Source organism: Lysinibacillus sp. NPDC093190 (assembly GCF_050280425.1).
Taxonomy (GTDB): domain Bacteria; phylum Bacillota; class Bacilli; order Bacillales_A; family Planococcaceae; genus Lysinibacillus.
On record NZ_JBNNVG010000013.1, the window covers coordinates 103,164 to 126,701 of the forward strand.

General features: G+C 36.4%; 25 protein-coding genes and 1 riboswitch. Of the genes, 14 read left to right on the forward strand and 11 right to left on the reverse strand.

The genetic code is table 11. The annotated features are described in order from the left end of the window. The coding region (locus ACQKOF_RS12285) for a hypothetical protein (protein ID WP_427557202.1) at positions 1-193 on the forward strand (193 nt) is incomplete at its 5' end. 78 nt (positions 194-271) lie between these two features. Further along, positions 272-1,249 (forward strand): aromatic acid exporter family protein, encoded by a 978-nt coding sequence (locus tag ACQKOF_RS12290; protein ID WP_427557204.1) that lies wholly within the window; start codon positions 272-274, stop codon positions 1,247-1,249. A gap of 20 nt (positions 1,250-1,269) precedes the next feature. On the opposite strand, the gene prli42 is transcribed toward ACQKOF_RS12290, so the two are convergent. Continuing rightward, complete coding sequence (prli42, locus tag ACQKOF_RS12295) at positions 1,270-1,365, reverse strand: stressosome-associated protein Prli42 (protein ID WP_323647026.1); 96 nt, start codon at positions 1,363-1,365, stop codon at positions 1,270-1,272. Positions 1,366-1,490: 125 nt separating this feature from the next. On the opposite strand from prli42, the gene mce reads away from it, so the two are divergent. From mce to ACQKOF_RS12310, 3 genes are all read left to right on the forward strand, one after another. Next, entirely contained in the window at positions 1,491-1,904 is a 414-nt protein-coding gene (mce, locus tag ACQKOF_RS12300; protein ID WP_283868549.1) for a methylmalonyl-CoA epimerase, read from the forward strand. Between the two features lie 5 nt (positions 1,905-1,909). Beyond that, positions 1,910-3,457, forward strand: coding sequence for an acyl-CoA carboxylase subunit beta (locus ACQKOF_RS12305; RefSeq protein WP_370043093.1), 1,548 nt, complete (start codon positions 1,910-1,912; stop codon positions 3,455-3,457). Positions 3,458-3,607: 150 nt separating this feature from the next. Then, positions 3,608-4,573 (forward strand): hypothetical protein, encoded by a 966-nt coding sequence (locus tag ACQKOF_RS12310; RefSeq protein WP_427557208.1) that lies wholly within the window; start codon positions 3,608-3,610, stop codon positions 4,571-4,573. Between the two features lie 203 nt (positions 4,574-4,776). On the opposite strand, the gene ACQKOF_RS12315 is transcribed toward ACQKOF_RS12310, so the two are convergent. Next, positions 4,777-5,019: a hypothetical protein gene (locus ACQKOF_RS12315; protein ID WP_427557210.1), complete on the reverse strand. Its 243-nt coding sequence runs from the start codon at positions 5,017-5,019 to the stop codon at positions 4,777-4,779. A 607-nt stretch (positions 5,020-5,626) separates the two neighbouring features. Here ACQKOF_RS12315 and ACQKOF_RS12320 point away from each other — a divergent pair. The 4 genes from ACQKOF_RS12320 to ACQKOF_RS12335 all read left to right on the forward strand — a co-directional run bounded on the left by ACQKOF_RS12320 (position 5,627) and on the right by ACQKOF_RS12335 (position 9,001). Next, entirely contained in the window at positions 5,627-6,742 is a 1,116-nt protein-coding gene (locus tag ACQKOF_RS12320; RefSeq protein ID WP_427557212.1) for a M20/M25/M40 family metallo-hydrolase, read from the forward strand. Between the two features lie 25 nt (positions 6,743-6,767). Continuing rightward, complete coding sequence (locus ACQKOF_RS12325) at positions 6,768-7,256, forward strand: chemotaxis protein CheW (protein ID WP_053483746.1); 489 nt, start codon at positions 6,768-6,770, stop codon at positions 7,254-7,256. Between the two features lie 293 nt (positions 7,257-7,549). Beyond that, on the forward strand, positions 7,550-7,756 hold the full coding sequence (locus ACQKOF_RS12330) for a DUF6366 family protein (RefSeq protein ID WP_427557214.1): 207 nt from the start codon (positions 7,550-7,552) through the stop codon (positions 7,754-7,756). A gap of 227 nt (positions 7,757-7,983) precedes the next feature. After that, positions 7,984-8,072, forward strand: a riboswitch (cyclic di-GMP riboswitch). A 44-nt stretch (positions 8,073-8,116) separates the two neighbouring features. Next, on the forward strand, positions 8,117-9,001 hold the full coding sequence (locus tag ACQKOF_RS12335; protein ID WP_427557217.1) for an amidase: 885 nt from the start codon (positions 8,117-8,119) through the stop codon (positions 8,999-9,001). A 43-nt stretch (positions 9,002-9,044) separates the two neighbouring features. Here the strand turns inward: ACQKOF_RS12335 and nspC are convergent, their stop codons facing one another. The 3 genes from nspC to ACQKOF_RS12350 form a co-directional block, all read right to left on the reverse strand. Then, positions 9,045-10,184 (reverse strand): carboxynorspermidine decarboxylase, encoded by a 1,140-nt coding sequence (gene nspC / locus ACQKOF_RS12340; RefSeq protein ID WP_427557220.1) that lies wholly within the window; start codon positions 10,182-10,184, stop codon positions 9,045-9,047. After that, a complete protein-coding gene (locus ACQKOF_RS12345; RefSeq protein ID WP_427557222.1) occupies positions 10,181-11,410 on the reverse strand; it encodes a saccharopine dehydrogenase family protein in 1,230 nt (409 codons plus the stop codon). The genes nspC and ACQKOF_RS12345 overlap by 4 nt, the downstream gene beginning before the upstream one ends. 276 nt (positions 11,411-11,686) lie before the next feature. Further along, positions 11,687-11,893 carry a hypothetical protein gene (locus ACQKOF_RS12350; RefSeq protein WP_427557225.1) on the reverse strand — a complete coding sequence of 69 codons (207 nt, stop codon included), beginning with the start codon at positions 11,891-11,893 and terminating at the stop codon, positions 11,687-11,689. A 567-nt stretch (positions 11,894-12,460) separates the two neighbouring features. Between ACQKOF_RS12350 and ACQKOF_RS12355 the strand changes: the two genes are divergently transcribed. After that, positions 12,461-13,201 carry a tetratricopeptide repeat protein gene (locus ACQKOF_RS12355; RefSeq protein WP_427557228.1) on the forward strand — a complete coding sequence of 247 codons (741 nt, stop codon included), beginning with the start codon at positions 12,461-12,463 and terminating at the stop codon, positions 13,199-13,201. A 448-nt stretch (positions 13,202-13,649) separates the two neighbouring features. Next, entirely contained in the window at positions 13,650-14,282 is a 633-nt protein-coding gene (locus ACQKOF_RS12360; RefSeq protein ID WP_427557231.1) for a LysE family transporter, read from the forward strand. A gap of 74 nt (positions 14,283-14,356) precedes the next feature. Here the strand turns inward: ACQKOF_RS12360 and ACQKOF_RS12365 are convergent, their stop codons facing one another. Beyond that, positions 14,357-15,403, reverse strand: a complete 1,047-nt coding sequence (locus ACQKOF_RS12365) for a Cj0069 family protein (RefSeq protein WP_427557234.1) — start codon at positions 15,401-15,403, stop codon at positions 14,357-14,359. Positions 15,404-15,555: 152 nt separating this feature from the next. Beyond that, positions 15,556-16,482, reverse strand: coding sequence for a DMT family transporter (locus ACQKOF_RS12370; protein ID WP_427557237.1), 927 nt, complete (start codon positions 16,480-16,482; stop codon positions 15,556-15,558). Positions 16,483-16,592: 110 nt separating this feature from the next. Here ACQKOF_RS12370 and ACQKOF_RS12375 point away from each other — a divergent pair, with 110 nt between their 5' ends. The 3 genes from ACQKOF_RS12375 to ACQKOF_RS12385 all read left to right on the forward strand — a co-directional run bounded on the left by ACQKOF_RS12375 (position 16,593) and on the right by ACQKOF_RS12385 (position 19,528). Further along, the gene (locus ACQKOF_RS12375) at positions 16,593-17,480 is read left to right on the forward strand and encodes an AraC family transcriptional regulator (protein WP_427557240.1); all 888 of its coding nucleotides are present in this window, start codon (positions 16,593-16,595) and stop codon (positions 17,478-17,480) included. Positions 17,481-17,979: 499 nt separating this feature from the next. Continuing rightward, positions 17,980-18,471, forward strand: coding sequence for a MarR family winged helix-turn-helix transcriptional regulator (locus ACQKOF_RS12380; protein ID WP_427557243.1), 492 nt, complete (start codon positions 17,980-17,982; stop codon positions 18,469-18,471). 1 nt (position 18,472) lies between these two features. Continuing rightward, positions 18,473-19,528, forward strand: coding sequence for a beta-carotene 15,15'-monooxygenase (locus ACQKOF_RS12385; protein ID WP_427557245.1), 1,056 nt, complete (start codon positions 18,473-18,475; stop codon positions 19,526-19,528). An 83-nt stretch (positions 19,529-19,611) separates the two neighbouring features. Here ACQKOF_RS12385 and ACQKOF_RS12390 read toward each other — a convergent pair whose 3' ends face one another. The 4 genes from ACQKOF_RS12390 to ACQKOF_RS12405 all read right to left on the reverse strand — a co-directional run bounded on the left by ACQKOF_RS12390 (position 19,612) and on the right by ACQKOF_RS12405 (position 23,020). Next, positions 19,612-20,724, reverse strand: a complete 1,113-nt coding sequence (locus ACQKOF_RS12390; protein WP_427557247.1) for an ABC transporter permease — start codon at positions 20,722-20,724, stop codon at positions 19,612-19,614. Beyond that, a complete protein-coding gene (locus ACQKOF_RS12395; RefSeq protein ID WP_427557249.1) occupies positions 20,717-21,415 on the reverse strand; it encodes an ABC transporter ATP-binding protein in 699 nt (232 codons plus the stop codon). The genes ACQKOF_RS12390 and ACQKOF_RS12395 overlap by 8 nt, the downstream gene beginning before the upstream one ends. A 155-nt stretch (positions 21,416-21,570) precedes the next feature. Next, positions 21,571-22,035 (reverse strand): hypothetical protein, encoded by a 465-nt coding sequence (locus tag ACQKOF_RS12400; RefSeq protein WP_427557251.1) that lies wholly within the window; start codon positions 22,033-22,035, stop codon positions 21,571-21,573. 211 nt (positions 22,036-22,246) lie between these two features. Next, positions 22,247-23,020, reverse strand: coding sequence for a CPBP family glutamic-type intramembrane protease (locus ACQKOF_RS12405; RefSeq protein WP_427557253.1), 774 nt, complete (start codon positions 23,018-23,020; stop codon positions 22,247-22,249). Between the last annotated feature and the right edge of the window lie 518 nt (positions 23,021-23,538).

Genomic DNA, 23,538 nt, shown 5'->3' on the forward strand with positions numbered 1-23,538 from the left:
AATGTTTTATCTGTGCGAAAGCGAAGCGACAGCAACAACTGTTTTATCTGTGCGAAAGCGAAGCGACAGCAACAACTGTTTTATCTGTGCGAAAGCGAAGCGACAGCAACAACTGTTTTATCTGTGCGAAAGCGTAGCGACAGCAACAACAAAGCGCCCAGCCGGAACGGAAATCAACCCCAAGTTATGGTGATGTGCCTATGTTTGTAGTGATATATAGCCTTCAACACGTTTGTATAATTAGAGTACTGAAAGATAGGAGGCAGTCGACTTGAAGAAGTTTTCAATCGGCTATCGTACATTAAAAACGGCATTTGGTGCAGCAATCGCTATTGCCATTGCCCAATACTTTGAATTAGCTTCTTATGCATCTGCTGGTATTCTAACAATATTATGTGTACAGCCAACGAAGAAAAAATCTCTTCATGCGGCTTATACACGATTTGTCGCAAGTATTATCGCAATGTTTTATGCATTTTTGAGCTTTGAGCTATTTTCCTATCATCCGCTTACATTGGCATGTATGCTGATCATTTTTATACCAACAATTGTGTCATTAAAGGTAGCAGATGGCTTTGTCTCTAGTGCTGTTATTATTATGCATATTTATGCTGCTAAAAGCTTTTCATTGGCACTTGTTTATAATGAATTTGCATTAATGGCAATTGGTTATGGTACGGGAATAGCTATAAATATGTATATGCCAGACATTCAAAAGGAATTAAATTATTACCGAGTTAAAATTGAGGAACTTTACAGTAAGATATTTTTAGAAATTGCCAACTATTTAAGAGAAGGCGATACATTGTGGGACGGGCAGGAAATTATTGAAGCGATTAAAGCATTAAATAGTGCAAAATCCCTAGCATTTAAAGATGTTGAAAATCATTTTACGAGAAGAAAAAATGACTACTACATGTATTTTGATATGCGTGAACAGCAGCTAGAAATTATCGAAAGGGTTCTTCCGAAAATAACGGCACTTCCTGTTATAGTACAAGAGGCAGATATCGTTGCTGATTTTTTACTAGACCTTGGTGAGAATGTTCATTCTGGAAATACGGCCATTCATTTTAGAGAGAAGTTAGAGCAAGTAAAGCGAGATTTTGCCCAATTACCCTTACCGAAAAATCATGAGCAATTTCTAGCACAAGCGGCGCTTTATCAATTTATAGAGGAAATGGATCGATATTTAGAAATAAAGCAGTCTTTTAAGGGGTTAAAGGTAAAGAAAAAGCGCCCGCAGTAATGCGGACGCCTAGCCTTTCATTACACTATCATCGATAAGCCGAATGCTAGAGTTGAAATAACCATGATTGCGACCATAGTATAAACTACGATTTTTTGAAATTTTTTATTACTCATATGCTCGTTCGCTCCTTCTTTTCTTATAAATAGTTTAGCAAATCTGAAAAATTTCTCAAGTAGTAGAGTTTTGACGAAAAAGTCTGTAAAATAGATTATGTACCATAACAGAAGGAGATGTCACCATGGAGAAAGTAGATCATATTGGAATTGCAGTCCGCGATCTAGATGAACGCATTACATATTATACAGAAACTTTAGGCTTAAAGCTGCTAAAAGTGGAAGAAGTAGAATCTCAACAGGTTCGTGTTGCATTCATAGATGCGGGTAATGTAAAAATTGAGTTATTAGAACCGATGAGTGAAAAAAGTACTATTCACGGATATATCGAAAAACGTGGGGAAGGTATTCACCATGTAGCTTTCGGTGTAACAGGGATTCGTGAGCGTATGGCTGAGCTTCGTGAAAAAGGCGTACGTCTTTTATCTGAAGAGCCAGGACCAGGTGCTGGTGGTGCAGAGGTAGCTTTCATGCACCCGAAATCATCTTTCGGTGTGTTATATGAATTATGCGATAAAAGTGGAAAAGGGGATAAGTGATCAGTATGGATATGTTCGACAAAATTAATGACTTGTATGACCGTAAGACAGTAATTGAACTTGGTGGCGGCTATGAGCGCATCGAGAAGCAACATGATAAAGGCAAATTAACTGCCCGTGAGCGTATTGAATTATTACTAGACGAAGGTACATTTTTCGAGATCAACCCATTCATTACACACCGTACAGTAGACTTTGGCATGGACAAGATGGAAGGTCCTGGTGATGGTGTAGTAACTGGTTTCGGTAAAATTAACGGACGATCAGTATACTTATTCTCTCAAGACTTTACAGTATTTGGTGGAGCACTTGGTGAAATGCACGCAAAAAAAATGGCAACAGTGATGGATCTAGCTGCAAAAAATGGTACACCATTTATCGGTATTAATGATTCAGGTGGTGCTCGTATTCAAGAGGGTGTACTTTCACTTGATGGTTATGGCCATATTTTCTATCGTAATGCAATCTACTCTGGGGTAATACCACAAATCTCAGTTATCATGGGACCATGTGCTGGTGGGGCGGTATATTCTCCAGCAATTACAGACTTTATTCTAATGGTTGATAAAACATCTCAAATGTTTATTACAGGACCTAAAGTTATCGAAACGGTAACAGGTGAAAAAATCTCTGCTGAAGATTTAGGTGGTTCTAAAGTAAACAACGCTGTAAGTGGTAACGCACACTTCCGCGCACCATCTGAAGAAGAAGCAATCGATCAAATCAAGAAGCTATTAAGCTACTTACCACAAAACAATAAAGAAAAAGCTCCGCGCCATGCACGTCCAGAGGGCGATGACTATCGTCCAGAAATCGTGGATGCTGTACCAATTGAAACAACTCGTCCTTATGATGTACGTAGAGTTGTCGAGCAAATAGTGGACGAAGGCTCATTTATGGAAGTCCACTCAGAATTTGCGAAAAACGTAGTAGTTGGTTTTGCGCGTATTGCTGGTGAATCAGTGGGTCTTGTATGTAACCAGCCTAAAGTATTAGCTGGTGGGTTAGATATTGATTCTTCAGACAAGGCTGCTCGTTTCATTCGTACTTGTGATGCTTACAATATACCAATCATCACATTTGAAGACGTTTCTGGTTTCTTCCCAGGTGTTAAACAAGAGCATGGTGGTATCATCCGTCACGGAGCGAAAATCCTTTATGCGTACTCAGAAGCAACTGTACCAAAAATTACAGTGATTCTACGTAAAGCATACGGTGGTGCATACGTTGCCCTTAACTCTAAATCAATTGGGGCGGACTTAGTATTTGCTTGGCCTAACGCAGAAATTGCTGTTATGGGTGCGGCAGGTGCTGCTAACATTATCTTCGCACGCGAAATTGCAAAATCAGAAGATCCGGAAGCAACACGTGCTGCAAAAATTGAAGAATATAAAGAAAAATTCGCAAACCCATACGTTGCGGCATCTCGCGGTATGGTAGACGATGTTATCGATCCACGTGATACACGTATTAAGCTAATTCAAGGGCTTGATATGTTATCAAACAAACACGAAACACGTCCAGAGAAAAAGCACGGCAACATTCCTCTATAAAAATTGTACAAGCCTAGTATCCATTGGATTACTAGGCTTTTCTTTTTGACTTGAACTAACTTTAGATAATAAAAAATCTAGTCGAAATGACAGATAATTGAAACATATCCTCGTTTCATCCGTACATATATGTAAGAGGAGTTGAGATGAATGGAATGGAAACAATTACAAAAAGAGCAAGAGATGATTCATGCACAATTAAGAACTGTTAGTAGGCTAAGTGAACAAAAGGTTTTAATTGAAAAGCAAATCGAGCATGCACAACAGGAAACTTTCAAACATTCTAAAGCACTCAATCAAATTCGTTTGAAACTCGATAAGTTAGAAGGCTTTTCTTTTATGAATATGATTCGTACGTGGACAGGGCAACAAGATGAGCTACGAGCAGAAAAAATTGATAAAGCAGCCATTCTTGAATTAAAAATAAATGAAGCAAAGAAGATGGAAGTAGATTTGACAGATGATTTAGGGCAAATTAACACTATACTTACTCAAATTAATGAACAAGAGTTACAAGAAGCTTTAAGCCAGATAAATGCTAAAAAGAAAGGCTACTTACAAATACATAAGCCTGAACAGGCAAAAATGCTTGAACAATTAGCGCATGAAGAAATGTTAACGAAACAACTAATTACAGAGATAAAGGAAGCAGAAGAGGCTGGAGAAGCAGCGCTTACTAAGCTTGGACAAGCAGCAGAGTCCTTACATTCCGCAAATGGATACTCAACATGGGATACGTTCTTTGGTGGTGGGGTCATTGCTACACATTTAAAGCATGATGCACTTGATAAGTCCGAAAACTATCTTCACAATGCTCAAATTGCGTTACAACGCTTCCATAACGAACTACTGGATGTGCATGATATGTCAACAAAATCATTAGCAGTGGAAACAGATGGATTTGTAAAATTTGCGGACTATTTCTTTGATGATATTTTTTCAGCTTGGTCGGTCCATTCTAAAATATCTACCGCAAGAGAGCAGGTTTCTCGTGTGCAAGATGATGTACATAATACGCTTTTGCGTTTACAGGATAAACATAACAAGGCAGATGATTATTTGCAATCACTACAAAAAGAAAAAGAAGCGATCTTTCAAAACGAAGATATAAAGTAATCTGTGAAAAGACTTTCCCTTTAACAGTAAATTAGTAATAACATAATCGGCAGAAAAAAACGCTCAGTAATCTGAGCGTTTTTTTGTAATGATTTATTAACCTAATTGAACTATAGCCCCCTGTTTGACTGACGAAGTCTATTAAGGACCACCATAGTATTCTGCAAAATGTAAAAATCCAAATTTCCTCACAAGAAAGTTTCTTAATTCGCCCTGAGAGCTTTTTCTATTGGAGGATTTGTTAGGGTGTATGCTTTGGCATTTAATTCAGCAAATTTATCTTTATCTACTTCATTATGATCTTTATCTTCAATAATTCCTGAAGAAATTGCGGCTTTTGGATAACCCATTAAAAATAAATGTGTTCTTAATGCCATACTTGGTGTTGAATGCAACAATATAATTACGACCAACAAAGAAACAATAATTATAACTTTTTTCTTCAAATCACTGCTCCCTCAAAATTGACGTTAATAATCTATTAAATATTTTAACGTAAATTTTCCATTTACCTTCAAAAAAGCAGTTCGCTTAAAAAAGCTAACTACCTTAGATAAATTATATCTTTTACATCTTGGTGATTTACGTTTCCGTAAACGGGGGTAATTTCCGTTTGATCTGATCCCAAAGGAGTCTCCCAGCCTCCAATCAATCATTTCACACTGCTCACCTCAGGAAAACGAATAGATTGAAGATTTGATGATAACGAAAACTTGATTGGTCATGTTTGTCATCTAACCGTCCTGTCCAAATTGGTTCAGCCTTTTTGTATACATTAAGTGCTCCTTTCAATCTGAAAAAAGAAGATGTTTCCATTTTATCCCTTCACTTTATTAGGGAACACCTAATGTTATTGGTGTTTAAAGGAATTAATTGCAGCAATTATCAGGACTTTTACCCGTCTGTAATTTGTGAATTGAATGGAAGAGGGTAATTGCAACCATCAATTGAAAAACAATGAAATCGTTTTATTTTCCCAAACGCAGCAGTATGCTAAAATATAGAAGATAACTATGACGTGGAAAAACACGTATATTAAGGGAGTCCTACAACATGACAAGTCGTTTAGTAGAAGAGTTTTTTGAGCTCGTACAAATCGATTCAGAAACAAAACATGAAGAAGTGATTGCGCCGATTTTAATCGACAAATTAACAGCGCTTGGTTTTACAGTAGAACAAGATGATGCACATACTCGCAACGGGCATGGAGCAGGTAATATACTTGCTACCCTAAAGGGTTCATTAGATATTGAACCAATTTATTTTACTTCTCATATGGATACAGTTGTTCCAGGTAAAGGGATTAAACCATCTCTTCGTGAAGATGGCTATATCGTTTCAGATGGTACAACTATTTTAGGTGCTGATGACAAAGCTGGTCTTGCCACATTATTTGAAATGGCTAAACGCTTAAAAGAGCAAAATATTGAACATGGTGATATTGAATTTATTATTACAGCTGGCGAGGAAAGTGGACTCGTTGGCGCAAAAGAGTTAGATCCATCTAAAATTAAAGCAAAATATGGCTTTGCAGTAGATAGTGACGGCAAAGTAGGGGGAATTGTAACTGCAGCCCCATTCCAAGCGAAAATTTTCGTTAAAATAATTGGGAAAACAGCGCACGCTGGTGTTGCTCCAGAAAAAGGAGTGTCTGCGATTACGGTTGCTTCCAAATGTATTGCACAAATGAAGCTAGGTCGATTAGATGAAGAAACAACAGCTAATATTGGTCGCTTTGAGGGTGGTCAGGCAACAAATATTGTGTGTGATGAAGTAACAATTATTGCAGAGGCTCGTTCGATCGACCAAGCGAAGCTAGATGCACAAACAAAGCATATGCAGGAGACATTTGAGCAAGTTGCTGCTTCATTAGGTGCAAAGGCTGAAGTTGAAGTGAAGCTAATGTATCCTGGATTCCGTGTAACAGAATCAGATAAAGTTGTTCAAGTGGCAATGGCAGCTGTACACAACATCAATCGTACACCAAAGCTTGGTATTTCAGGCGGAGGTTCCGATGCTAATGTTATTGCAGGCTTTGGCATCCCTACAGTAAATCTTTCTGTTGGGTACGAGGACATTCATACAACAAATGAAAAAATCCCAGTCGAAGAATTAGAAAAATTAGCAGATTTACTTGTTGAAATCGTAAAAGAGTCTGCGAAAAAATAACAACAAAAATCGAGGATGTGACCGCATGGAAAGTGTAAAGGCAGTAGTTTTTGCTTGTGGTACAGAGGAATATGCAGTGCCTGTGGAACAAGCGATTTCGATTGAAAAGTTAGAACAAGTAACACCGATTCCTCACTTGCCTAATTATCTTCTAGGCTTCACAAGAATTCGTGGCGAGCTTGTCCCTGTGCTTGATTTTGAACGTATTCTTTATAATCGTTCTTCTAATGCTGCAACAGCACGGATTATTGTATTGAACACGGATGTTGTGAATTATGGATTACTTGTAACAGAAGCTCGTGAAATTCTTGATTTTGATGAGTCAGTATTAAAGCAGATGGGACTTGTCAATTATTCAAAAACACGCTACTTTACAGCTGTGGCTAATCTTGAAAATCGCATGATCACATACGTAGACCCGAAAATACTTGTGAATTCATTAGAAGGTATACGTGAAATTATTAATTATTTACACAAAATGCTTGAAAATGAAAAAGAAAACGTAGAGGCATAATTTTTTGTAGGATTAAATAATTCAATACAACACTTCATGTTGATGTTTTAGACAGAATTACAAATATGTAATTCTGTCTTTCTTCTTTTTAAGCGATATCCCAACAGTAAAAGGAAAATGAATACTCGGTGTCGAATTTTAAGCTTATCACCGAAACGTGTGGTTGATTTTCGTCCCGACTGAGCGCTTTCTTGGAGGCGTCCAATAAGCCGCATAATAATAAGCATAATTATGAATATATCTTTCTATAGTATAAATAAGTAAATATTAATTATTGGGGAGGTATTTGTCACATGGATTCAAAGAAAAAGGAAACACCAGAAGAAAAAAGAGAGCGTTTAAAACAAAGTGAATTAAAAAACAATCCTACAGGTTCTTTAAACGACGGGGTAAATAGGGGAACAAGCGGAAATTTAAATGGTATGGGTTGGAAAGAGACGGTGGTATTAGTTTTAGTGTTATTTATAGGATACATTACATACAAATTGTTTTTCAGTTAAAGATATCGAAAGGAATCGTTATCTCTAATTTTGTATTCCATAATCCTAAAATCCTCAATTGCTACACGTACCCCGTCACAATCATCGTAAATACTTCTACGTTTTTATTTTAATATAGTAAAAATAACCTGTATTCTTATTATCTTATTTGAAAGTTATCAATAAAATTATGCGTTTTACCTACAGACATTTTTGTTCTAACATCGTATTATGTAAAGTAAGAAAACTACTGTAAAAGGCAAACTTCACCGAAAGGGAAGGACGCAAAGCCATGAGTCTAAACACTATTGTAGTGCATGATTGTCAGGTTGCCAGGTTCTGTTCTATGAGCCTCGGCCAATAGAATGGAGATGTAATCATATGGTAAGTCGTTCACTATCAAAAGCAATCATTGTTTTTATAGTAGCAATTGTAAGTACGCTAGGATTAACAATGGGAAAGGTAGACGCAATGGCCATGCAAGATAAGGCTACTTGGTTATGGGATACGACAAAGATTGTCGAAGATGAATCAGGAGTACTCTCATTTTTAGAAAGCAAACATATTAATAAATTATATTTACAAATTAATAGTGATATAGCAAGTAATTATTACAAAAGTTTTATCGATAAAGCAACGGCAAAAGGTATAAAAGTCTATGCGTTGGCTGGTTCTGCAAGCTGGGTTTCAGAGGGCTATGAAATGCAGGATCAGCTGTTTGATTGGTTACATACATATAATGAAAATGCAGCAGCAACAGAGCAATTTTCTGGAGTTCATCTTGACGTAGAGCCCTATTTAAATAGTGGTTGGAACTCGAACCAAGTAAAAACGATAGAATCCTATCAAGCACTTCTTACTAGAGCGAAAGAGAATACCGATCGATTACAATTACCTTTGGAAGTTGATATGCCATTTTGGTTTGACGAAATTACATACAAAAACCAATTTGGTAAAGGTTTATTAGCTGATTGGGTGATCGACCAAGTGGAAAGTGTTTCGATAATGGCTTACCGAGATGCTGCTAAAGACATTATTAAAATAGTTGAACATGAAATAAACTATGCAAAAAAAGTAAATAAATCAATTGTTATTGGTGTGGAAACAGGAGCCTCGGATGAAGGGAAAAATATTACCTTCTATGATGATGGAGAAGCCTATATGAATAAACAGTTAGCACAAGTTCATCAACAATATGCCAATAAAAAAGGTTATAATGGTTTTGCCATTCATCATGTTGATTGTTGGATGAATATGCAGCCGTAAAAAATCCTCTCCAGCTTTAAGTTGGAGAGGATTTTCTTTGTCCTTATGAAAGCCGGCCGCTATAGTCTTCAAATTTAAATTCACGAATGACTTTAATGCCTTCTTCATCGTTATAAGAAACGATTGATGGAAGATTTACACCATTAAACATATGATTTTTCACCATTGAGTAATGCGCCATATCTGTAAATACTAGACGATCGCCTGGTTGTAAAGGTTGTTCAAATGAATAATCACCAATTACATCACCAGCAAGACATGTAAGCCCGCCTAGGCGATAAGTGTAAGCTAGCTCATTTGATTGACCAGAACCGATAATCAGTGGGCGGTATGGCATTTCTAGAACGTCTGGCATATGGCAAGTTGCCGATGTATCTAAAATTGCTAGGTCCATACCGTTTTTCTGTACATCGAGAACCGTTGCTACTAAATAACCTGTATTAAGTGCTACAGCTTCACCTGGCTCTAAATATACGAGAAGGTTATACTTGTCTTGAATGTAATTAATGATATTCACAAGCTTTTCTACATCATAATCCTCACGAGTAATATGGTGACCTCCACCAAAGTTTAACCATTTCATTTGATGTAAGACATCACCAAATTTTTCTTCGACAACTTGTATAATACGCTCTAACGTATCTGAGTTTTGCTCACACATTGCATGGAAGTGTAAGCCATCAATACCGTCAAGCTGTGACTTGTCGAAGTTCGTTAATGTTGTCCCAAGACGAGAATTCGTGTAGCAAGGGTCGTAAAGTGCTGTTTCAATTTCAGAGTACTCAGGATTGATACGAATACCACATTCAATTGTTTTACCAGCAGATTTTACTTTATCCTTATATTGATTCCATTGGTTAAATGAATTAAAGACAATATGATCAACATAGCCAAGAAGCTCGTCCATTTCATGCTCCACGTAAGCTGGTGCATAAACATGAACTTCTTTGCCCATTTTTTCATAGCCTAGTCGAGCTTCAAATAATGAGCTGGACGTAATCCCTGCTAAATATTCACCCACTAATGGGAATGTTGAATGCATTGAAAACCCTTTTAAGGCAAGTAAAATACGGCAGCCTGTTCGATCTTGAATCGATTTTAAAAGTTCTAGATTTTTTGTTAATAATCGTTCATCCACTATGTAAGAAGGGGATGGAACTTTTGAGAAATCAATTGGCTTCATCGACTTAATTCCTTTACATCTAACTCAAGGTCAAGTAATTCTGGATTATGGCTTTCTTGCCATGGTAGACCCCATTTATTTAGTGCATCCATGAATGGATCTGGATTGAAATCTTCGACATTCCAAACGCCAGGTTTACGCCATTGACCGTTCATCACAAGCATTGCACCAATCATTGCTGGTACACCAGTTGTGTAGGAAATTGCCTGTGAACCAACCTCGTTATAGCATTCCTCGTGGTCACACACATTGTACACATAATAAGTTTTTTCCTTACCATCTTTTAGACCACGAATAATACAACCGATGTTAGTTTTTCCTTTTGTACGTGGTCCAAGTGATGCTGGATCAGGTAGTACAGCTTTAAGGAAGTGAATTGGTTGAATCATTTGTCCTTCAAATTCAATAGGCTCGATAGAAGTCATACCAACATTCTCTAATACTTTTAAATGTGTTAAGTATTTTTTAGAGAATGTCATCCAGAAACGGATTTGCTTTAAGCCTTTAATGTTTTTAGCAAGTGATTCTAGTTCTTCATGGTATAAAAGGTAAATATCTTTTGGTCCGATTTCTGGTAAGTTATAAACCTCTTTTTTCTCAAGTGGTGCAGTTTCAACCCACTCGCCTTCTTTCCAGTAACGACCATTCGCAGTAATTTCACGAATGTTGATTTCTGGGTTGAAGTTTGTAGCGAAATGGTAACCGTGATCACCAGCATTTGCATCCACAATATCTATGTAGTGGATTTCATCAAATTCATGTTTTTGTGCATGAGCTGTGAAAACGCCCGTTACACCTGGGTCAAAACCGCTACCAAGTAAAGCAGTTAAGCCAGCTTTTTCGAACTTCTCTTTATAAGCCCATTGCCATTTATATTCAAATTTTGCCGTTTCAGGTGGCTCGTAGTTTGCAGTATCCACATAGTGTACACCTGTCGCTAAGCAAGCATCCATAATCGTTAAGTCTTGATAAGGTAGTGCTACATTAATAACAACTTCTGGTCCGAAGGCTTTAATAAGCTCAATAACCTCTTCCGTATTGTCTGCGTCTACCTGTGCAGTATGAATCTTTGTTTTTCCGCCATCTAGTTTTTCTTTTAGAGCGTCACATTTTGAAACAGTTCTACTTGCGATACAAATTTCCTCAAATACGTCCGAATTTTGAACACACTTGTGTACCACAACACTGGCTACTCCGCCAGCTCCTATAATCAATGCTTTACCCAATTGTCTACCCCCAAATTCAAATAAGTATTGTCAAACAAGCTGATTATACAGAAAATTGAATTACTACTCAATCATTCTTTTTAAATTTGCTACAAAATTTTTTATTTTTCAACAATAATTTGGCGTATTCAGAGGGGAATACAACGAAAAAAGAAGCTTTTCGTGAAAAAAAATCTCTAAACTACGGATGTAGAGAAGGGGGAAAATTACTTTTTGTTCAACGAGTGTTTGAAAAAATTTGAGTCACTTCAAAACTGTAGTTTTAAGTCCCCCGAGTTATTTAGAAAAACGATTCGATATTTGTTGTTTTCCATCCCCCCATAAATAAAAAAAGATTAGTAGTAATGTACTTAAAGACCCCATCACAAGGGCATATGTGCTGATGGCCACATCCACTTGACTTTGCATAGCATAAATGAAAATAGCTCCTAGTGTTAACAAATTTCCAATAATTAGCGATACAAAATGAAATCGTCTATTCATAGCACAAGCCCTCCTAAATATATAGTGTACATGCTCTCAAAAAAATGAAAATGCATTTCAATTATCTCATAATTCAGAACTTTAACCAATGTTTTTTAATTTTAGTAATCGTAATTTAAAAAAGAGTAATTCATAAGAACTAAAAAATAAAGGCTTATCTCCAAAATTTTGGGAAACATTTGTTAAAACGTATACTTTGCAAATAAGTTGATTGGAGTGGAGACTGGGCGACTTCTCGGGGATTAGCGTCACAGATGAGACCCTGGAGCGAAGCGGATGTTTTCTGTGCGAAAGCGTAGTGCTAACGTAGCGACAGCAACAAAAGCGGCTCATCGGACGCCCCCAGGAAAGCGCCCAGTCGGAACGGAAACCAACCCTCGTTATGTGATGAACCACAATATAATAATAGACACTGTGAACAGACTTTTATTTATATCATGTGGTCTGATGATTCAGCTTTAAATTAAAAGAATTATAGAAAAATTATTGCTATTTAGTTTGTTTTAGATTTAAAGATGGTAAGATACCTATAAGACTTTTCTTTTGGTGAAGGTGAGGATTTAAATAGTGATCAAACAGTTTGATGAGCAAGTCCAACAAATAAATGAATTATTTTTAAATGGTCATGTAAAAGAAAGCTATCAATTAGCCAAAGCACTGTTAGCTAATAGTGCGTTTACAGAACATGAATCATTTCCAACAGTACAACAGCACGTCGCATTGTTGGATGCGAACGGTTATGCAAATATGCCTGTTCCTACTGTTGAAAAAGTGAAGCAAAGTGTTGAACGGACAGATGGCTCCTATCCAGAGCGTGATGTACTCGCTGCATATTTAGGAAGTGAAGATGATCAGCAATTCGGTAAAGTAGTAGATGAATTATTAGCTGGATCGGTCGAGGCACAAGCGAATGCATACTACACAATGGCAGAATATTTTGTTCTTGTTAAGGAGCATGACAAAGCACTAGTGCAATATGCGGAAGCGATAAAATTACAGCCAAATAAAGCTCTTTATTGGGGAGCCTTCGCACAGTTTTTGAGTCGAAATGAAGGCAGCCCGTATTTAGCATTGCGTCTTATTGAAGAAGCTATTCAGTTAGATAGCATGAACCCCCGTTGGTACTATATTCAAGGAAATATTTTTTTACAGCTTGTCGCGGCTACAAAAAATTTAAGCTATTTACCTGCTCTAGAAGAAGCCTGGGAAAAAGCTAAGAAACGTTGCTCTGCTAAACAGGTTGCATTAAAAGTGGACATTGCGAAATCTAACGACGTACTGTCACAATGGAAAAAGCAAATGCTCTAAGAGGAAAGAGAAAGTAATCCTACAAGTACAAGCTAAAATATGACGTTTTTAGTAAAAAAAATGCTCGTATAAGAATATAAAAACTTGAATAGCAATAAGAATAGGTTTCCCGATACTATCATACAAATAAATTAATAAAGTATTAGCATATAAAAAATGAATATTTATTAGTTAAAATGACCTTTTATGTATTTTTATGCTATAATACAATTATAAACGGACGTATGAAACTTATCTTATCTTCATTCAGTAGAAGACTCCCACCTCTAAATTTGAAGAAATGAATGCGGATGTGGTTCCTTTTCAGTGGGTGTCCAAACACCTACTGAATGAAGATAAGGCCTCCGGCGGATATCACGGATTTTGAAAGGAATAAATTGTGCGGGCACAATTCAAAATCCGGACGCAATTACGCCAAGGCGAAATTGATCATGAAAGAAGTGTTTATTTGAGTTTATATGTAGCGTATGTATTGGTAGGACTTGCGATTGCCATGCCTGTTGGGGCCATTACAGTAGAAATGACAAAGCAAGGACTAAAAAATGGCTTTATGCATGGTTGGGCCGTCGGGCTTGGTGGTATGACAATTGATATTGTATTGGTTTTTGCATTGTATATGGGACTAGCGTCCATTTTAGCAATGCCTATCATTCAAATTCCTATGTGGATTATAGGGGCTGGCTTTTTATTCCTTTTAGGGCTGGATTCTATAAAAAATGCTGATCATGATATTACGCTTGCAGGAGAGAAAGTGACAAAATCGTTTTTTGCTTCTTATCGTAATGGTTTACTAGTTGCAATTTCGCCCGGAAATCTAGTATTTTGGGTAAATGTTTTTGGTGTTGTACTAGCTAAATCTTATGGACAAGGAGAGTCAGCAAACTTTTTAGTGATCGCTGCAGGGGTTCTGAGTGGCATAATGTTGCATGATATTGGCTTGATGACCATTGTTTCAGTTACCCGTAAAGCGATGAGTCGTAAGGTCATTAAGTCGCTTACGATGGTAGCGGGTGTATTACTAATTTGCTTTGCCGGATATTTTATTTATGAATTTATACAAGCTATTAAGATTTATATATGAAAAGTGCGATCCCGAAAGATCGCACTTTTTTTATTATCCTGTATTACCGATCAGAAAAAGCTTAAAGTCTCAGTTTATGCTGAAATCTCGGCATTTTCATGGATACAAGCTAAAATTTCTTCTGCTACTTGATGCGCTAAAGAAAGTTCAGACGTGAAGCCTACACATGAACAATTCATTTCCCCTAGAATATAGCAATCTTCACCAGCTTCGTTTGTATCAAGCATGAAATCAGCAGTCCATATAAGCGGTAGAGCATAATTGCCCAATAAACTAGTTACGAGTGGTAGTTGTGTTAAAAAGTTTTGGACAAGCTCTTCCCAGTCCTCAGGTGCATCATAGCGATATTGCGCACCAGAGAACAGTGTTGCACTAAATGCATCCTCGGAATCTGCCGGTTTTTTATGTACTACGTAAACTGGTTTATCTCGTAACATAAATAAGCGGATTTCGCCTTCAGTAATACGAGGAAGGAAGCGCATATCAATTAGCATGCCATTTGGACCAGTAATATATTGCTCACAGAATGTCATGAAGTCGCTAAGTTTCCAATATTCTACATGATTATCCTTTGCTTCTGTACATTTAATCTCCGCATCAAGTGGTACTTCTGTGATTCCCTCAGCAAGAGATTCAACCAATTTAACTCGCCATATACCATCCCCCGTCGATCCACGATTTTGCTTTAGGACGCGTTCAGTCGTAGCAAGTGAAGTAGGGAACTGAGCTTTAAATGCTTCAATTGTATAATAAGCAAATGTATCATCAGGCACTAAATTCGTTGAGGACAGCTTTGATAATGCATCTTTAGAACCATAACCAATCATTGCATCAGGATGTGGCATACCGATGATACCCGCATCACATAGTTCACGCAACATATCAAAGTACTCTTGTTCATGCTGTATGTTTCCTGGATTAATACGTGATACATAGGCAATACCTTGCTCTTTAACATAATTAAAAATTTCTACTTTTTTTGTAACATCAAAGAAAATGACTTCTGCATCCTGTCCACGTTGTTTTAGCGCATTCACCATTGGCATTGTATCTTTTCGATAGCCGTCAGGGCCCTTATCTGTGCCGCCATGAACCTCGAAAAAAATAACCTTTTTATTCATAAAAATACCCCCTTGAATGAAGATATTTTCAGTATAATAGACAGCTAAGGAAAAAAGATATATATAATATGTAAATTTTATGTAGAAATTCATAGTTTATATATTTTGTATAGGTATTTATGACTAATGTTTTTGGAATTATCCTAATTTGGTTAAGTCTTCCTAACGATTCTTTTCTGAAAAACTGTAAGATATAAAATCATGCAGAGAATTAACATTGTCCCAATAAACTGAAAGCCCCCAAAGGCAATTTTAAGCCAAAAAACACTTGTAATAACAGCTGTTAGAGGCTCCAGGCTACCAAGTAAACTAGTTTCTTTTGGCGATAAATAATGCAAACTTGCTATATAAAACCAAAATGCTAGCATTGTCCCAAAAATCACGATAAACAGAAAGTACGCGATTGTCGAAAATGCCCAGTTTGACATGTCAATTTGCCATGGCTGATGGAAAAGACTCATCACAATCCCGCCAATAAGCATTGACCAGCCTACAACTAACAATGAATGAAACTGCTGTAAGAGTGAGACGGCATATAACGTATAAAAAGCAGCCGAAAGACCAGATAATATCCCCCAAAATACTGCCATCGTTGGAACAGAAAGTGTAGATAACGAGCCATTTGTTAGTAATAAAAAAGTGCCAACAAGTGTTAGAGTCACAGCTATTCCATCCTGCCTTGTCAATTGACTGTGCTTCGTTATTAAATAATAGGCCATAATAAAGAGTGGTGCTAAGTATTGCAATAATGTCGCTACAGCAGAGTTGCCTATAGCAATCGACATCATATACGTATATTGAACTGCCAGCATTCCAAGTAAACTAAATAAAATTTGTCTAAAAGCATTGTGCTTTGTTCGCCATATCACAAAAATAGACTCTTTACGATGTGTAATTTTATAGGCAGTTATGAGTAATAGGCCAGCTAAAAGAAGACGACTGGAAACGAGCCAGCCAACCTCTATATTTTCCTGCTGAAAAAGCTTTTGTGCGACGGTGCCACCAATACCCCAAAAACTTGCCCCTAGAATGACAAGAATAAAACCAAGAGTACGATTTTTCTGTGCAGATTGATTCATCTTAAAACATCTCCTAAACTATCAATATAAAACAATAATAAAGAAGTTTAAGCATAATAAATATCGATTTATAGGGTTAAAAATATCAATATATTGAGGTGAACTAAGTAGTGGCGTTAGCACATATTAAAATTGCGAAGGATTTACAAGAATTAACGTTACATGGGACGAAGGAATTTCCAGTTGCACTGTATGAGACGATTTTGCGACAAGATAGTTTGGATTTTGTACCGTTGCATTGGCATAAGGAAATTCAATTTGTCTATGTGAAAAGAGGTCGTGTGGAATACCGAGTAGGGGCAGATGTTTTTGTACTTGAGAAGGGAGAGGGGCTATTTGTCAATGCATCGGGTTTACATGAAGCAAAACCTTTTCAAATAGAGCAAGCTATAATTTTCTGTATTAACGTGGACCCATTGCTATTAGGCGGACACAAGGACAGTATTTTTGCCACTAAATATGTATTGCCGTTTATTACGAGCAATAGACTGCCCTATGTAAAACTGTCCGGCCAATTGGCGCAAAAAGTAGAGCTCGTGGCGGAATTACTGCAAGAGCAAGCCGTTTTTTATGAGCTAAAGGTATGGAGAGAGCTATTAGTCATTTGGGAAACTATTTTGTCACAATCAATGCTAACAGAAGAAATACTTGATCCAGCAATTATTGTCCAGCATGAACGAGCGAAGGATATGCTTGATTATATACATGCTCATTATCAGGAGAAAATATCTTTAGAAAATTTAGCTGCACATGTTTTTTTAAGCCGTGCAGAATGTAGCCGCTTTTTCAAAAAAATAGTCGGCATGACACCATTCACATATTTATTACACTATCGCCTTCGCAAAAGTATGGAGTTATTACGTGATAGTGAGCAATCCATCACTACAATTGCTACAACAACAGGCTTTAGTACAGTAAGTTACTATATTGAAAAATTTAAGAAATATACAGGATACTCTCCACATGTTTATCGTAAACAATTTTTTGATAAAGGATAGTATAGCATAATCGCGCGAAGCAAGGGGATATCCGCGGAAAAGAATCGAATACCCGCGAATGAGAAGTGGATTTTCGCGCTTACAATGAATCGCTTCATCTTAATCATTAAATATGAAAAATTCCTGAAAGTTATTGGAAGTAGACCACACTGTTTATTTTTGAAGCATTAGCAAAAGTTGTGGATGACATTTGTTAAAACGTAACCTTGCAAAAGTTGATTGGAGTGGAGACTGGGCGACTCCTTGGGGATCAGCGTCACAGATGAGACCCTGGAGCGAGCAAAGCGAGTGAAGCGGCTCATCGGACGCACCCAGGAAGCTTTGCTCTGTGCGAAAGCGAAGCGTCAGCAACAAAGCGCCCAGTCGGAACGGAAATAAACCACACGTTGTGGTAATGATCTTTATTATTGTTTATTGACAATAATAACCACATTCAATAAAGTAAAGTTAATAGTAAAGATACCTTTACTATTAACTTTACTTAAAGGATTGATTAGTTATGTCAAAGGATGAAGAACTTATCTATAAGCTTGTGGAGGAAATAAATGAAGCTATTTATTCGATGGATAGCCATTTCATAAAGTTACATCAAAATTTAATAAGTGATGAATTATCCCCTAAACAAATAATTCTATTAGATTTTATTAAAAAAAATAGCCAAGTGACGATTGGACAGATTGCAAGTTATATGAATATAACGTCTAGTGCTGTCGGACAGCTGGTTAGTAAGCTTGAAGAGCAGCAATATTTAACTCGGAGCATTAATCCTGAAAACCGACGTGAAATATTTGTAAATCTTGATACTTCAGGCATTAAGTATTTTGAACGAGAGGAAGAAATAAAACGATTTATTATCTCAAGATATTATTCAAAGCTCGAGTTAAGTGAGATCGTGCAATTAAAAGAAATTGTTCAGAAGCTCAATCAAATTGTATTAAAGGTAGGAATTATACATGAAATAAATGATATTCATTTGAAGGGAGAGATTTAACATGATGGTATTAAAGAAAAAGCAAAATATATGGCTAGCATTTTTGTTACTCGTACTTGCTAGCAATTACACGCTTTATAACACTGGTCTTGGTTTATCGATTTTACCTTCTGAAACAAATGGAGTTGTTATTGGCTCATTAATTGATTTTGTTCTTGTTATGCCTGTTTTATTTCTGCTGTATAAAGGCAAGTTTTCTATAAAACAAGCGGTTATTTTTGCAGCAGCTGGTTGTATTGCAGCTCGTTTTATTATTCCAGTAGAACATTTGCAACCATTTGTTGCAGTGACTTGGGCTGGTTTTGCGATTGAAGGTACGATTATCTTATTCGAAATTTTACTAGTTGCAACGCTTGTTCGTTATATGCCGAGAATTCTAGCGGATGTACGATCAACTACTTTACCCGATTTGTTCTCATTTCCCAAAGCAATTGAAAAACATGCATCAAAGCATCCAATTATCCAAATGTTTTGCGCAGATTTTTTAGTATTTTACTACGCTTTTGCAAGCTGGAAGAGAAAAGAGCGTTCTGGTTTAACTTTGCATAAAGATTCGAGCTATATTGCCTTTATCATTATGCTAATCCATGGAATAGCCATTGAAACAATAGGGATTCATTGGTGGCTACATGAAAAATCAATTGTTCTTTCTATTTTATTGCTTATGTTAAATGTTTACTCTGTTTTATTTTTTATAGCGGATATGCAGGCTATTCGTTTAAATCCTGTCCACGTAACATCTGATAAACTGTATTTGTCTTTAGGGTTGATGAAAAGAGTAGAAATTCGCTTTGAACAAATTGAAGAGCTTATTGAGGATAAGGAACAGTTGGAAGGAAAATTATCCAAGGATACCATTGATTTTATAGCACGTGATTTTGCAGAGTCATATCCACAGTTTATTTTAAAAATGAAGGAGCCTGTGGAAGTGACTTTCATGTTTGGGCTTAAAAAACATTATAACAATATAGCCATTAAAGCCGACCAAGCTCAGGAATTTAGAAAAATGCTTCTACAAGGAATGGGAGATAATAAACAACAGGTGCTAGTAAATTAAGCTGGCACCTGTTTAATTTAGGCAATCAATTACCATTTTATAAGTTGATTGGAGTGGAGATTGGACGCCTCGTGAGCCTTAATTTATAAGACTAAAATAATAACTAAGATAATAAGGACACACAATAATGGGAAATCTACAAATCCCTTTAGCAATCGACTGCTAGCTGCATGAATTTGTTCATTGGATACTTGAAAGATTGACCAAATTTTATGCTCGAAAATTTGTTGAATCACGGATTGCATCATCGAGCGTAAAGTAAAATAGAGAATTCCAAGTACGATAATTTTCGCCCACGACGGCACAATAATAGTTAGCCCGAAACCCATGGATAAAAAACGCAGATAGCCGAAGAGATACTGTTTTTGGCGAAGCATCGTTTTGCAAACTAGTTCCTCTATATAATAATCGGAACGTAGAAACATACGCTTTGAATTTTTCCATAGTAGGCGAGGCTTTTTTAATTTCGGTACTAACTGACTTCGAAGCTCAGGAGCAATCTGGAATAAAAGACTTTGCCATTTATAAAAAGTTGCTTGGTCGAGCTCCACTTGCTGATCAAAATATTTAGTGCTATAAACAAAATGTTTATTATAGTAGGTTGTAAAATAAACAAGAAGTATTAGATAAATAAGTGCAGTGATAATAACTGGCACATATAAAAAGCAGCCTGTACCGAGAATGCACATGAAAATTTTACTTACTAGCTGCTGCCATTTATGAAGCTTCAATTGTAAAAGTGCGTATGTGAAATTATTCGTAAATAATAGTAGAAGTAAAATAAGTAATTCTAATATTTTTACATGATGAACGATTATAAAAATGGGTGCCAATAGAGCAAGGGCAGAACCAAGTAAAATTAGGTGCTTACTTAACGACCAATAAAAACCAGCTTGTTTTAACCGTACCATATGTTTTCGGTTTTGGATTAAAAAAAGACGATCGGCTCGTTGTAAATAAGTACGAATAGTTTCAATTCGTGTAATAAGAAATAACAGTACAATAAAGAACACTAGCGGAATATGTATGACCCATGATGTACTTATATTTAAGATAAAGTCTTTATAAAGGAAAAAGCCAACGACTATTGCTGGCACAACAACATATAAGGCTACTGTCCAATCGACGACGCTTGCCAATAGCTTAAAATTGTGGGAGCGCTCTAATTTTTTTCGTTGTCGCAATAAACTAGTCATGGTGATTTTCCTCAAGCAGGGAGTCGAAAATATCAAGAAGAGATGCTTTGTCCTGTTTCACTGCTAAGCGTAACGATTCGAGTGTACCTTGCTGTAAAATTTGCCCATCATCAATCAAGATGAAACGATCACATATTTTTTCTGCAGTATCGAGTGCATGTGTACTCATTAAAATGGCGGCACCTTGCGCTTTTAATTCTTCTAATAGCGTTAAGAGTTTACGCATTGCTTGTGGATCTAGTCCCATAAATGGTTCGTCTAAAATATAGGTAGAGTGCTTGTCAAGAAATGCTAAAATAAGCATCACTTTTTGTTGCATACCTTTGGAAAATGTTGTTGGATAATCGTGTAGCTTATGGTCCAAATGGAAAATTTCCAGTAATTCATTCGCACGATTTGTTAAAGAATTTTCTTTACCAGCTACACGCATGTAAAAATCGATATGCTCCCACAATGTAAAATACTCATACAAAATTGGTCTTTCTGGTACGTAGCCGTAAGTTCCTATTGTCACTTGACCATCGACTATTGGTAGTACACCCATCATTGCTTGCAAGGTTGTACTTTTGCCTGCCCCATTAGAACCGATTAATCCAACGAGCTCACCACTGTTTACTTGAAATTGAATGTTTGAAATAATAGCTTCGTTTTCAACATAGCCACCTTTATGTATGTTAATATTTATTGCCATTCACTTCCTCTCCTAATTAAAATACGAACGTAAGAGGAAAATGTTTCAAGTTTTGAGACTTTTAGAAGAATATCGTTTAGTAGATGAGTTTACTGATAGAGGAATGAGGGAGTTAAATAATATTCAAAGGATCGTCTTTGCAATAGCCCACCTACTTAATCTAGGTGGGCCATGGCATTTAATATGTCTTCACTCACTGCATCCCAAAATTGTTGCTGTACAGCATCACAATACATATATAGCTCTTTATTTTGGACATGCTCATATAGCTCAGAAATCGCTTCTTTTTGAAAATAGAGTCGATGATTTAATGTCTCTCGTTCTTCCTCAATACAAAACGATTTATACATATCTGCGAGACGTTCAAGCTTTGTTAACTTTTGTTTCGTTTCTTCGTATTGTTTTTGGTGAAATCGTCCTACTGCTGTAGTCATAGAGATCTTAGCTCGATGCTCGGTATTTAACGTTCGCAATTCTTCCTGACGAATTGCCACACGATACCAAAACTCATAGCGAATAGGTAAGTCTTTTAGCTCGTATGTGAGCAAGGATTTTAAAATAAAACTAACATGCTCATAAGTATCTATAATCTTGTCTGCCTCTTTAAAAATACCAAACATACAGCCACCCCCGTTTAGATTAATACTACGAACGAAGAGTAAAACCCTTTAAATTTTCTATAAAATTCAGAAAAGTAAAGAAGTAATAAAATTTTCTGGATATTAATAGAAATCAGCTAAAATACAAGCTTAAAAGGGTTAGTTGTTTATAAAAAAATAAATCTTGCTACACTTACTTATGTAACAAGACTTTAAAAGTTGAGTTATAAAATTAAATTGAGTTTATATTTTGAGGTTTAGTTTTTTTAATTATTCCCACTAATAACAAAATCCATAGTAAACTATTTCCAACAGAATGGGTTACAAAAGAAGCCCATGTTGAATTAGTAAATTGAGCAATCCATGGGGCAATAAGCATGCTAGGAAGCATATTGATAAAATGCCACTTCAAACAAGCATGAACAACCCATGCCCATAGTAATCCATTTATTACCCAAGCCCAATTCCCGAAAATCTCTTGTTGGATAGGAAGGAGAAAACCTCTCCACATTAGTTCCTCACTTAGCATAGCAAAAAGGTGTGACGGAATAAAAATGGTTAATAATTTCCAATTACCATAAAGTGTAACACCGAAAAATTCTGATGGAGGTAATTCCATTTTTTTTAACGGATTAAATGGGGCAGGAAGATAACTTGGTGGGGCAAGTATTGGGGATTTTGCGAAAAACTTACCTATAGGTTCGAGAAGTTGGTCAAAGATTATTGTAAAAACAATTGCTCCTACAACCCAATACCAATCGTTTTCTGTTAAAGGATTGAAGCGAAACCTTTCCAAAATATTTTGCCATGTCCAAGCATTTCCCTCTAGATGATACAGTAGTAACGAGATTGGAAATAAACTCATTACAGGAATCCAAAGAAAGAACCAAAAAGCATAAATTAATGGTACACCCTTTTTAATTAATAGCGGTGTTCCATAGTAAACACCATAGTATACTAACGAACCTGTAATGCCGAAAATGAGTAACTGCACCAAATAGGACATTAGAAATCTCCTTCTATATAAAGGATATATTTACAAATAATATCTAGACATAAATCATTATATTTTTCTATATATTTTTTTTGTCATAGTTACATCTAATCTGCGCTAAAGTTTTATAGGAGCAAGAAATATACAGGTGGGACTTAAGTACAAAGATGCTTTTATATTGCACATGAAAGGTCAACTGAGTACAAAAAATCCGCGTGAGAATAATTGCCTATTACTAAAAATTAGTGGTGATATGATGTATATTAGATGATTGGAGTGGAGGCTGGGCGACTTCTCGGACGCCCCCAGGAAAAACGCCCAGCCGGAACGGAAATCAACCCCACGTTATGGTAATAGGCCTTCTACTTAATAAAAAACCTGTGAAAATATATATTAACCAGCACTAGTTTTTTACCACATGGTAAGAAACTAGTGTTTTTTGTATCTTTTGAAAACCCCTTGCTATGCGAGGGGTTCTAAAGAGCTTCTAGCTATGGACAAGAAAAAAACCCCAGCCGTACAATGAATTC